Below are 13,066 nucleotides of genomic sequence, written 5' to 3'. Positions count from 1 at the left end.
ATAGTCCTAATGAACAAGCTTTCCGATCGCTGCAAACATGAGATTTTGCCACATGTATCCTAGATACAGTTTACCACGTAACCAATAAAAAAAACGAAATCCATAAAGAGTAAACCCATACAAATTGGTATGCGTTCAGCTTTATCTCGGTATCGAGATGAAAAAAGAAGCTGCGAATATCGCAGCTCCCCATTTGTTCGTAAACTTAACCTTTCAAATGAACCTTAAGCACACCGTTCTGATTGGAGGTAACATCACCTGTAGTGACCTCCACCCGATCAACCATGTCCTGACCGTCCGGAATAATGATTGGCGTAATGAGCGGATATCCCGCAGCTTCAATCACTTTACGGTCGAATTCAAGCAACGTTTGCCCGGCTCTTACCTTCTCTCCAGTTTCAACATGCATGTTAAATCCTTCGCCTTTGAGCGATACCGTATTAATCCCGACATGAATCAAAATCTGCAAGCCACTCGCGTGCTCAAGAATGACAGCATGTTTGCTCTTGATGACATGGGCAACTTGAGCATCAAACGGGGCAACAACCTGATTTCCGGAAGGTTCAATGGCAACCCCTTCACCCATTTGTTTTTCCGCAAACGCCGGGTCAGGTACTTGTTCAAGCGGAACAGCTTTACCTGTTAATGGTGCCATGATTTCCAGTGTATTCACAGGCTCATCCGCCACCTGAGCAGCACTGCGTGTGCGTGGCTCTGCAACGGCATTTGTTGTAGTTGTGCTAGAAGCTGATTTCGCTGTAGGTGTTTGACCACCAGCTACAGTAGCTTGACCTGCGTTGCGGTCTTCTTTTCTCAACTTCGCTCTTCCGAAAAGAACAGTCAGTACGAACGGAACAACCAGTACAATCGCCATACCGATGAAGAATACTCCCCATTTGTTCGGGAAAATGGACAAGAATCCAGGTACGCCACCTACACCGATAGAGGTGGCCTGAACATTATTCATCGTAAGCAGTACACCGCCGATCGCAGAACCGACCATACCGAAGATAAACGGATAACGATAACGGATATTCACTCCGAAGATCGCCGGCTCGGTTACCCCGAGGAAGGCTGAAACGGACGAAGTTGCCGCAAGTCCTCTCATTTTCTTCTCACGAAGCACGAGCATCATGGCAAGTGCGGCTGAACCTTGCGCGATATTGGACAGTGCCAGCATTGGCCACAGGAATGTTCCGCCTTGGCTACCAATCAGCTGTACGTCTACCGCCAGGAACGTATGGTGCATTCCTGTAATAACGAGCAATGCGTACAGTCCACCGTAGATCAGACCGCCCAGAGCCGCGTATGAATCGTAAATATAGATCAAGCCGGATGTAATTCCATTCGCAATGGCAAATGTAACCGGACCAATGATCGTAAATGCCAGGAAACCGGTAATCAATAAGGTGACAGGTGCAACTACAAGCAGTTTGATCGAATCATGCACCCTTTTGTTCAAGAAGATCTCCAGCTTGGCAAGCAGATAGGCTGATACCAATACCGGCAGAACCTGCCCCTGATAACCGATCTTCTCAATATGCCATCCGAACAGATTCCACGTAGGCACGGTGCCTTCGTTGACTGCATTGGCGTAGCCATAAGCACTCAGCAGATCGGGATGAACCAGGATTAGACCAAGTACAATCCCGAGCAACGGACTGCCGCCGAACCTTGTTACAGCGGACCAACCAATTAACGCAGGCAGGAAGGTAAAGGCTGTGCTCGCGATGGTATTAATAATAGATGCGAGGTCCTTCCATGCCGGATATACATCCACCAGTGATTTTCCATCAAAGAATATGCCTGGCCCTGTAAGAATGTTATTAATACCGAGCAAGAGACCGGCCGTGATGATGGCTGGCAGGATCGGGATGAAGATGTCCGATAGCGTTTTGATCGCACGCTGGATCGGGTTTTGCTTTTTACCCGCAACAGCCTTCACGTCATCCTTGGAAGCGCGTTCGCCCCCGGTAATCTGAATCATTTCATCATACACTTTATCCACAAGCCCAGGTCCGATAACTACCTGAAATTGTCCTTGAGAGGAGAACTGGCCTTTGACCAGATCGTTCTGTTCCAGACTTTCCGTATCTACTTTACTTTCGTCGTACAGGGCGAACCGGAGGCGTGTAACACAATGCGTTGCAGCTTCAATATTTTCCTTGCCGCCGACCGCGCGTACGATCTCATCAACCTGTTTTTTATCAATTGCCATATTGTCACTTCCCATTTATATAATGTGAATTAGTCCTGTTGCGGTACAAGCCACATATAGGATGAATACGGGCTCAGGGAGATTTCTTGCTCAAGTGCAGGCGATACCTCCGTATTGCCAATCAGCAACTCTGCTGATTTACCCACAATGTGATCATTCCAGACGGCTTCAGAGAAAGCAAATTTTACCTCCCGCTTGCTGAAGTTGGATACCACAAGCAGCGTCTCGCTTCCATTGGTCCGCGCATATGCGAATACATCCGGATGTGCATCGTCCAAACGTTCATACAGACCATCGGTCAGCACACTAACCTGTTTGCGCAGAGCAATCAGCTTGCGATAGTGATAATAGATCGAATTCGGGTCAGCCATCTGCTGGGCCACATGAATCGACGGATATCGTTCGTCCACTTTAATCCACGGTGTACCCGTTGTAAATCCGGCATTGTCGCTTCCATCCCATTGCATCGGTGTCCGGGAATTGTCCCGGGAACGCTCTTTCACAATTTTGAATGCTTCCTCGGCGGATTTGCCCCGTTCTTCCTGAAGCAGTCGGTACATATTGGTCGATTCAATATCACGGAACTCGCTAACGTCGTTCCAGACCGGATTCGGCATCCCGATCTCTTCGCCCTGGTATACATAAGGTGTTCCCTGCATGCCATGAATGGTCGTAGCGAGCATTTTGGCACTCTCAGCACGATAATCGCCATCATCAGCGAAACGAGACAATGCCCGCGGTTGATCATGGTTGTTCAGGAACAACGCATTCCATCCCCCACCTGCCTGCATACCTGTCTGCCACTCACTAAACAGTTGTTTCATCGCTTCAAAAGCGTAAGGCATCAGTTCCCACTTCTGTCCATTCGGATAATCCACTTTCAGATGGTGGAAGTTGAACGTCATGGAGAATTCCCGGGAAGCAGGGTTTGAATATTTGATGCAGTGCTCCAGCGTAGTCGAGGACATCTCCCCAACCGTTACCATATTGTATGGTCCAAACACTTCTTCATACATCTCTGTAATATACTCGTGCACACGTGGTCCATCGGTGTAGAACTTGCGTCCGTCGCCTGGGGAAACGCTACCATCATCGTCGGGGAAACGCTGGTCCTTGGAGATCAGATTGATGACGTCCATACGGAAACCATCTACACCCTTCTCCGCCCAGAACTTGATCATGTCCCGTACTGCCTTGCGTACCTGCTCGTTCTCCCAATTCAAATCAGCTTGTGTTTTGTCAAACAACGTCAGGAAATATTGTCCTGTTTGCTCATCATACTGCCATGCAGGTCCGCCGAACTTGGATTGCCAGTTATTCGGCACACCGCCGTCCGGAGCAGGGTCTTTCCAAATATAATAATCACGATATGGGTTATCCTTGGAAGAACGCGATTGCTGGAACCACTCATGATCCGTAGAAGAGTGATTCACCACAATATCAATCATCAGCTTCATGTCACGTGCCTTCAGACCTTTAAGCAGTTCGTCAAAATCTTCCATCGTACCAAAATCAGGATTAATCCGATAATAGTCCGCTACGTCATAACCGTTATCATGCTGTGGAGAGACATATACGGGCTGCAGCCACACGATATCAATACCGAGATGTTGCAAGTAATCCAGCTTTTCGGTCAATCCCCGAATGTCTCCGGTACCCGATCCAGTTGTATCGTTGAAACTCTTGGGATATACCTGATACACCGTGGAAGTTTTCCACCACGATGATGAAGTTGTGTTGGTTGAACTCATGTTAACGCCTCCAATAAATTGTATTGCTTATGTGGTTCTCTTGGCCTAACTCCATTTATATATTACATAACTAAACATGTATATACAAGTTGAAACTTCAATATGCTATCTTTTTCCTCTTCTACACATTCCCCATTAATGATTCCTCTGTAACAATTATTTTGCTGCTTGCGTTCGAGAACTCCATGATATCTGTATCTGAAACAAAAAAAACCGTCTGTTACCCCATGATTTCATGCGGGTAACAGACGGTTCAAATTTAAAGATAGGATGAGTTAAAACTTCACACGGATCTCGTTCACTTCCTGTTTCTTACAGTATATCCGTTGAAACCATTCCTTTTCCCTGTTCCCTTTTGTTCAACTTCACCGAGGACAAGGATGCTTGTTCTTCTCTCTCCAGCTCTTCTGCACTAATCTCCCCGGAAAGCACCGCCCGCATACGTTTTTGGTCCAACAGCCCTTCCCATTTCGCCACTACAAATGCCGCAACACAGTTGCCCATCAAATTCGTGAATACTCGCATGGTGTCCATGAAGCGATCCGCACCGAGCAGTAAGGCAACAACCGCTACTGGGAATGCATTCAGGGCTGCAGCTGTAGCAGACAGAGCAAGGAATGCGGAGCCAGGTACACCCGCCATACCCTTGGAGCTAAGCATTAACACCAGTAAAATCGTAATCTCTTGTCCCAGTGTCAGATCAATGCCAACCGCCTGAGCTAGAAAAACCGTCGCTAGCGATAGGTAGATCGAGGCTCCGTCCAGATTGAACGAGTACCCTGTCGGGACAACGAGACCGACGACAGCACGGTCACATCCTGCCTTGGTCAACTTGTCCATCATGCGGGGCATAACGACTTCCGAGGAACCTGTACCAATCGCGAGCATCACTTCGGAACGTGTATATTTTACAAATTGCAGAAAGTTCAGTCCTGTAATCCACCAGGCAGCCAGTGCAAGCATCACCAGAAACAGTAACGCTGCTCCGTAACAGGCAATAATCAGCAAACCGAAGGAGGACAGCGTGGATGCTCCATATGCTCCAACAGTGTATGCCATGGCTCCGAATGCTCCAATCGGTGCCAGTTTCATAATGTATCCAATCATGCGGAACAAGATACCCAATACATTTTCAATTAGCGCCAGCACATTCTCCTTCGCCTTACTTTCCGTTGCTGCCAAGGCTACCCCAAACAAACAGGCAACGAGCAGCACTTGCAACAATGCATTTTGTGCAAAAGCATCTACAACACTTGTTGGAATAATGTTCATAATAAAGTCGACCACATGCGGCAGTTCAGAGCCATTGGTTTTGGCTTCGATGCCACTTGCATCAAGGGTCGAGGGGTCCACGTTCATGCTTGCACCCGGACGAAGCAGATTGGCTGTGCCGAGTCCGAGGACGAGGGCAACCGTCGTTGCGATTTCAAACCACAGAATGGCTTTGAATCCAATGCGTCCAACCGATTTCAGATCACCGATTTTGGCAATGCCTGTCACGATCACCATAAAGATTAATGGAGCAATGATCATTTTGATCAACTTGATGAAACCTGTTCCGAGCGGTTGCAGCAGACTGCCCAGATTAGGCCATAGAATGCCTACACCAATCCCGATGATAACCGCTACAATGATTTGAAAAAACAATGATTTCACAAATGACATGAACGCTCCCCCTGTTTTTCGGTCAATTCGGATTTCCGTTTGGTTTCCGTGTAACTTTTTATAACATTGCTGCATGAACTTCAACAATGGGATTTCACGGTTTTTGTCATTCAGACCAACTATGGAGTACTAAATTGAACTTGAAACCGAAAAAAGACGAATATCACGTCAGTTATCTTGACGTGATATTCGTCTTTAGCTTCGTATACCTTTTATGATTGAACAGTGATTAAAAGAGCATTACAGGGTAAGGGATTGCCCCGGTGCCAGCACACGGCCTTCCAGACCTTTGGAAGCAAGCTGCTCCACAAACTTCTCGGCATCCTGACGAATCACCGGGAACGTATCATAATGCACTGGAATTGTCAGCTTGGCATTGAACCATTCGGCGGCCTGCAGAGCATCTTCCGGTCCCATGGTGAAATGTCCACCAATAGGCAATAGTGCTACGTCGATATCATGGCGGTCACCAATCATTTTCATATCACCGAACAGACTAGTATCTCCGGCATGCAAAATGGTTTTGCCACCAATGTTAATAATATATCCTGCAGGCAATCCTGCGTACATGATCCGTTGTTCCTCTTCCAGCACGATTCCGGACGTATGGAAAGCCTGGATCATTTTGGCTTGCGCAAAACCAAGATCCACCGTTCCACCCATGTTCATTCCGAGTGTATCCAGACCTTTCCAAGACATATATGTAGCCAGTTCCACAATCGCAACCACCTTGGCATTGTTGGCCTTGGCGATGGGTTCAGCATCCAAAATGTGATCCATATGTGCATGTGTCAGTAAAACGGCATCCGTCTTGATGTCTTCCGGTTTGGTGACAGCAAGTTCATTGCCACGCAGGAAAGGATCAATGATCAACGACTTCTCTTCTGTGCCCAGTTGTACACTGGAGTGTCCGTGGTAAGTAATATTCAGCAACTTGGTATCCTCCTGACATATGCGTTCGTTTAGTTTAATTTTCAACCTATATTATAATTCAAAACTCTTCGCCAAAGCAAAAAGATGTCTCATCGCTGCATTCGATAAACCCGTGCTTCATAAGGCTGAAGAAGAATCGCGCCCTTATCGGTGGAATAACGTCTGCTGACATTGCTGATGACCGTCTTGGCATTTTCATCGTTCCAACCTTCAGGCCATTGCATCTCAGATTCATGTTCGCGGAAATTCAGAATAACCAGCATCTGCTCATCATCCAATGTTCGGGTGTAGGCATAGATATCGGGATCATCCGGCAAAAGCAGCTCATACACCCCATAGATGAGTACTTTATGTTGTTTGCGAAGTGCGATTAGTTTACGGTAATAATGCAAAATGGACTGGGGATCACGTTTGGCATCCTCAACATTAATCTCAGGATAATTCTCATTCACCTGAATCCATGGCTCACCATCGGTAAATCCCGCATGTTTCGTATCATCCCACTGCATCGGTGTACGGGCATTATCACGACTCTTGCGCCAGATCGCTTGCATAACTTCATGTTTCGCTCGCCCCTCACCAATATGCTGCCGATAATAATTCATCGTCTCAATATCACGATAATCCTCAATATCAGGGAAAGCAACATTGGTCATGCCGATCTCTTCCCCTTGATAAATGTAAGGCGTACCCTCCAGAGTGAGCATCCACGTAGCCAGCATTTGGGCAGAGCGCACCCTGTACCTTCCATCATCACCGAAACGGGATACCGGACGCGGCTGGTCATGATTGCCCATGTAATTGGCATTCCAGCCTCTGTCATGCAGCACGGTTTGCCAGCGGCTCATAATTTCTTTCAGCTCGGGCAGCTTCCACTCCCGATAATTCCATTTGCCGATTCCAGACGACTTCGCATCCACAAACATATGCTCAAACTGGAACACCATATTGAGCTCATTCCGATCTGTCCCAACATAGGCCAGTGCCTGTTCCGGTCCAAGCCCCGAAGTCTCTCCCACGGTCATTGGACCGTAAGGCTTCAGGATCATGTCGTTGAGTTTGTTCAGGATCGAATGTACCTGTTCGAGGTTGGAAAAAAGCTGGTACGCAGGAACGACCGGCAGATTATCCGGATTATGTGCGCTCGGTAGCCCCTCTGCCTTCGCGATATGTGCCACCGCATCGAAACGGAAACCATCCACACCTTTTTGTAACCACCAATGCACCATCCCATACATCTCTTCTGCCATCTGTGCATTGTTCCAATTCAGGTCAGGCTGGTGTTCAGTATAGAGATGCAAATAATATTCATTCGTCTCCGGATCATGCTTCCACACAGAACCCCCAAAGTAGGACTCCCAGTTGTTTGGAACCTGACCATTTTTGCCTGAACGCCAAATATAATAATCCCGTTTCGGATTCACTTTCGATGAACGTGACTCGGCAAACCACGCATGTTCATCCGACGTATGATTCAGCACCAGATCCATCATGATCTTTAGACCACGCTTGTGCGCCTCAGCCAGCAAACGGTCAAAATCCTCCATCGTTCCATATTTGCGTAAAATGGAGTAATAATCTCGGATGTCATATCCGTTATCATGCCCAGGTGAATCGTAAATTGGACAGATCCAAATCACATCCACGCCCAGCCCAGTCAAATAATCGAGCTTGTCATATATCCCCTGCAAGTCACCCTGACCGTCCCCATCCGAATCTTTGAAGCTGTTGGGATAGATCTGGTACACCACACTCTCTTTCCACCAAACGATATAGACCACCTCGCTTTCATCACTCTTTACTATATAACCCGTTAGTATGTTTTATCCGAAATGCTCCTCTTATAAACAGAAAAGATCCAGTAACACATAAAGACCCGATCATTAACTGCTATTCGCAGTTCAATTTCGAGTCCTTCCCTGTGAGTATATGAATAAGGCAAACCCTATGTATCCAATCCAGGCACCCACCGTATTCAAAATAATGTCATCGACATCAAACGAACCAACACGGGTAATCAATTGCGTAATCTCAACAGCAAACAAAAGTAAGACGACAATACCTGTAAATGGTAAAAACTTTCGGCACCTGCGGAATAACCAAGGAATCCATATTCCAAGCGGTAGGAACAAAACAATGTTCCCAAACAGGTTCTTCACCCAGGCTTCCGTATGGTATCTGTTCTTTTCAAAAAGAAGAGGCTTAATTGTTTCTAGTGGTACCAGATTATATTGATAATTCACACCAGGCGTTCTCCCGCTGACAAAGAGCAAGTTCCCCATAATCAACATGTACAGTACTGCCATGCAGGCAATGATTGCAAGCATCCATCTGGAGTGGAACCACGAACGTTCGTTCATTCCCTCAAATCCTCCGACCTTTTTTTCCGCGGAGCGGTAAGGTCTATTTTAAAGGGATATAGATCTTCATGTCCAGCTGCTCAGGCGTGGACTCCCATACATCCGTCACCTCAAAATCCGGTCCTTCCCTTCGTTTATAGTCAGACTGCGGCAGCCAGCTGCCAAAAACCATTTTGCGGATAACATGTCCCGACCCTTCCACCGTAAAACATAGTTACCTAAACAGAACCTAAACTACAGCAGTAAAAATTCAGCTGGTTTTCATCCATTTGTTTAGCTTCTATTTAACTTGGCCTACTAGAATTGTAAATGAGGGAGCAATACAGTGTTACTTTCTTTTCGCGTTTGCCAGCTCAATGAGACTGTTGTTGCGCCTAGTGGTTGGAAAAATTAGCACAGAGAAAATAGAATTTGCGAGAAGGAGGACGCATGATCCTAACCATAAAAGAGCTCGTTGAAGGTAGGGGGGATGAAAGGCTGGACGTTCGCAACCTTTGTATTAAACTCCGCAGTATTATCGGCACTCTTTCCAAAGACTTTGCGGGACTATATCTTGACTTAATCGAAGTTAAAATCATAAGAAAACAAGAACAAATGAAAAAATATTAATTTATAGTGGGAGTGTTTATAATGTCAATTAATAGGGACAAGCTGCAAGAAACTTTGGACCCTACCCTTCGGGTTCGTCCCCGCGTAGGATGGGGTGTTCTCACATATTTCCTCTACAGCGCAGTCTTTTACGCGATCTTCTTGCTCAACGGCATTGACTACACGCGAGTGGGTGAGAGTGAGCGGACCCTTCTTCTCTGGTATATAGCACCGCTGTCCGGCGGTGCCGTGCTGACCATCACAATGGTCACGATCTACGGATGGTGGCGTCCTAGCCTGGTTGAAGGGCGGCATCTTTCTCGATGGACAACGACTCTCCCGATCATCATGATGGTCATCGCGATCGTGAACATGCTGACCGGCGATTTCACCCGTGTCACCCCCCTCATGTGGGTGTATCTCATTTTCGGCAGTATCATGGTCGGCTTCAATGAAGAGATGATCAACCGAGGTCAGTTAATGGTTGCTCTGCGCAGCCGATTCGGCGAAACCGGGGTCTGGCTGCTCTCAACAGCGATGTTCGCAGTCTTTCACCTGCCGAACATGTTCTGGGGCATCGGAGCGGGTGCCCTGTTCCAGGTAATAATCGCTTTCGGCCTTGGTTCGATCTTCTATCTTGCTCGGCGGTCTACCGGATCACTCGTGGCCTCCATATTCCTGCACGGGTTCTGGGACTTGAGCGTCTTCTCAGCGAATGGCGCATCGGCGTTACCCATCGCTGGTTTACTAGCTCCGTTGTTGGTGATCGCTGCTGTGATCACGGTTCCAATCATCCTTCGTCGTGAAAAGCGGCGCGATAGCGCCCAAAGTGTGTCACGACCAGTCGGCTGATTTATACAAAAATCCCCTTGTGCTACAAGGAATGATCTCTGATGAAGGTATATGAACCCAACAGAGATCAACCTAGTGTACAAGGGGATTTCATTGTTAAACAATAATTATTTAACCTTTCCAGTATCCGGACACCGGATGAATGCCCCAGATGTCAGTCGCATATTCACTGATGGTGCGATCACTGGAGAAAATGCCGGATTGAGCGGTATTCAGTACCGCCTTGCGTGTCCAGCCCGCTACATCGCGGTATGCCGAATCAATGGCAGCATGAGCATCGGCATAGGCAGCAAAGTCACGCAACACAAAGTACTCGTCACCATGGGCCAGCAAGGAATCATAGATATCCCAGAATTCACCATCACGCTCACAGAACGCTCCCGGATGTACCAGTTGCTCCACTACCTCGCGAATTCGTTCATCCTGCTGTACAATCTCATTCGGCAGATAACTGCCGGAACGGTAATAATCAAGCACATCGTCTGAACTCAGACCAAAGATAAACATATTGTCTTGACCGACCTGCTCTGCCATCTCGACATTCGCGCCGTCCATGGTACCAATGGTTAACGCACCGTTCATCATAAACTTCATGTTCCCCGTACCAGAGGCTTCCTTGCCTGCGGTTGAAATCTGTTCACTGACGTCCGCGGCAGGAATAATTTTCTCTGCAAGAGAGACCGAGTAGTTTTCCAGGAAAAATACCTGCAGGCGATCTTTCACGGCCACATCGCGATTGACCGTATCTGCCACCGTGTTAATCAACTTAATAATTTTCTTGGCAAAATAATAGCTCGGCGCTGCCTTTGCTCCAAAAATAAACGTACGTGGCACGATATCAAACGAAGCATCGCTCTTGAGGCGGTTATACAAATGCATGACATGCAGAATGTTCAGCAGCTGCCGTTTGTACCCATGCAGCCTTTTCACCTGTACATCAAAGATGGAATCCGGATTGACAGCCTTTCCGGTATGATCCAGGATGTACGCGGCCAGTCGCTCCTTATTATTACGTTTAATGGAATGGAACTGTTGCTGGAATGAAGCATCGTCTGCAACGCCTACCAGCTCATTCAGTCTGCCCGGCTCCCTAATCCACTCACTTCCAATCGTATCTGTGATCAGATTCGAAAGCTTCGGATTAGCATGCATCAGCCAACGGCGATGGGTAATGCCATTGGTTTTGTTATTGAAACGCTCGGGATATAGTGCATAGAACGGAGCCATTTCCCGTTCCTTCAATATTTCGGTATGCAATGCCGCGACACCGTTGACGCTATGACTGCCCACAATCGCCAGATGAGCCATCCGCACCTGATCGTTCGCAACAATCGCCAGATGCTGAATACGATCCTGGTCTCCGGGGTAACGTTCGAGCAGCATGCCGCAGAAACGTTTGTTGATCTCTTCAATAATCATGTAAATGCGTGGCAGCAGCTTGCTGATCATGGCTACAGGCCACTTTTCAAGCGCCTCACTTAGCGTTGTATGGTTGGTATACGATACGGTGCGGGTCGTAATATCCCACGCTTCATCCCATCCATAGCCTTTGACATCGATCAGAATGCGCATCAGTTCGGGAATCACGAGTGTTGGGTGAGTATCGTTGATATGGAACGCCACTTTATCCGGCAATCGATCATACGAAAGCTCAAGCTTGTTAAATGTACGTAAAGCACTCTGTACGCCTGCCGAACACATGAAATATTGCTGTTTCAGACGGAGCAGCTTGCCTTCGTATTGGGAATCATCCGGATACAAAAACTCTGAAATCGATTCTACCGAACGACTGTAATCCAGATATCCGTAATAGTTCGAAGGGGTATCGAGCGAAGTCTCCCGCTTGGGTTCCGCACTCCACAATCGCAAGGTGTTCACATGGGGCTGGCCATAACCAATCACAGGCACATCATAAGGTACAGCTACAACCGATTCGGCATCCTTCGTGACAAATTGGTAATGTCCATCCTGTTCATAGGCTTCCACACGGCCCCAGAACTGCACTTCCACCTTTTTGTCCGGGCGGCGTACTTCCCATTCATTGCCCTTCTCGAGCCAATTATCGGGTAATTCCACCTGATTGCCGTTAATAATTTTTTGCTCAAACAAGCCATATTTATATCGGATTCCGCATCCATGTCCTGCATAGCCGAGGGAAGCCAGTGAATCCAGAAAACAGGCTGCGAGTCTTCCTAGACCTCCGTTGCCGAGACCTGCGTCTGCCTCCTGTTCTTCCACCTCTTCCAAAGAGAAGCCCAGTTCAGCCAGACTGTCACGAACGAGTTCCAATTCATTTACATTTAACAGGTTGTTGCCGAGCAGACGTCCAATCAGGAATTCCAGCGAGAAGTAATAGACCTGTTTATCCTGGCGCTGCTTAAACCCCTGATTCGACGCCGCCCAATCCTGACCCGCATATTCGCGGATCATGCTTCCAAGTACGTGATAGACATCCTCCTGCGTTGCTTCTGCTAGTGGTTTGCCCAATTTGCTGACCAGATTGCGTCTAAAAATACTCTTGAACGTTTCCTTGTTGTCAAACAAAAGAAGGTTCCTCCCGGTGAAATCCTGTAGGATAGTGGCGGTTCATACACTTAAGTGCTCGAACATCCAGCAAAGTGGCCGTTACGGGTACGAATCGTTCTTTCGATCGCTGTTATCCCTATATTTTCTTCATTGTATTATTCAGATGTGAAAAT

9 protein-coding genes are annotated in these 13,066 nt (G+C 47.4%); 1 reads left to right on the top strand and 8 read right to left on the bottom strand.

Translation table 11 applies throughout. The features are described 5' to 3' along the window. Positions 1-205 precede the first annotated feature (205 nt). From treP to ACDJ58_RS11305, 7 genes are all read right to left on the bottom strand, one after another. Positions 206-2,218, bottom strand: coding sequence for a PTS system trehalose-specific EIIBC component (gene treP / locus ACDJ58_RS11335; protein WP_413377932.1), 2,013 nt, complete (start codon positions 2,216-2,218; stop codon positions 206-208). Between the two features lie 29 nt (positions 2,219-2,247). Next, positions 2,248-3,969 carry an alpha,alpha-phosphotrehalase gene (gene treC / locus ACDJ58_RS11330; RefSeq protein WP_413377930.1) on the bottom strand — a complete coding sequence of 574 codons (1,722 nt, stop codon included), beginning with the start codon at positions 3,967-3,969 and terminating at the stop codon, positions 2,248-2,250. A 312-nt stretch (positions 3,970-4,281) separates the two neighbouring features. Continuing rightward, complete coding sequence (dctA, locus tag ACDJ58_RS11325; RefSeq protein ID WP_413377928.1) at positions 4,282-5,634, bottom strand: C4-dicarboxylate transporter DctA; 1,353 nt, start codon at positions 5,632-5,634, stop codon at positions 4,282-4,284. A 240-nt stretch (positions 5,635-5,874) separates the two neighbouring features. Continuing rightward, the gene (locus ACDJ58_RS11320) at positions 5,875-6,567 is read right to left on the bottom strand and encodes a metal-dependent hydrolase (protein WP_063563389.1); all 693 of its coding nucleotides are present in this window, start codon (positions 6,565-6,567) and stop codon (positions 5,875-5,877) included. An 89-nt stretch (positions 6,568-6,656) separates the two neighbouring features. Then, complete coding sequence (locus ACDJ58_RS11315; RefSeq protein WP_413377926.1) at positions 6,657-8,348, bottom strand: glycoside hydrolase family 13 protein; 1,692 nt, start codon at positions 8,346-8,348, stop codon at positions 6,657-6,659. A gap of 120 nt (positions 8,349-8,468) precedes the next feature. After that, positions 8,469-8,927, bottom strand: a complete 459-nt coding sequence (locus ACDJ58_RS11310) for a VanZ family protein (RefSeq protein WP_413377924.1) — start codon at positions 8,925-8,927, stop codon at positions 8,469-8,471. Positions 8,928-8,970: 43 nt separating this feature from the next. Further along, positions 8,971-9,129 carry a GyrI-like domain-containing protein gene (locus tag ACDJ58_RS11305; protein WP_413377922.1) on the bottom strand — a complete coding sequence of 53 codons (159 nt, stop codon included), beginning with the start codon at positions 9,127-9,129 and terminating at the stop codon, positions 8,971-8,973. A 428-nt stretch (positions 9,130-9,557) separates the two neighbouring features. On the opposite strand from ACDJ58_RS11305, the gene ACDJ58_RS11300 reads away from it, so the two are divergent. Further along, the gene (locus ACDJ58_RS11300) at positions 9,558-10,367 is read left to right on the top strand and encodes a CPBP family intramembrane glutamic endopeptidase (protein ID WP_413377920.1); all 810 of its coding nucleotides are present in this window, start codon (positions 9,558-9,560) and stop codon (positions 10,365-10,367) included. Between the two features lie 111 nt (positions 10,368-10,478). On the opposite strand, the gene ACDJ58_RS11295 is transcribed toward ACDJ58_RS11300, so the two are convergent. Next, entirely contained in the window at positions 10,479-12,911 is a 2,433-nt protein-coding gene (locus tag ACDJ58_RS11295) for a glycogen/starch/alpha-glucan phosphorylase (RefSeq protein ID WP_413377918.1), read from the bottom strand. Positions 12,912-13,066: the final 155 nt, after the last annotated feature.

Source organism: Paenibacillus taichungensis (genome assembly GCF_047302525.1).
Lineage (GTDB): Bacteria > Bacillota > Bacilli > Paenibacillales > Paenibacillaceae > Paenibacillus > Paenibacillus taichungensis_B.
Note: the sequence above shows the minus strand (reverse complement) of the source record. Positions and strands in the feature narration are given on the sequence as shown.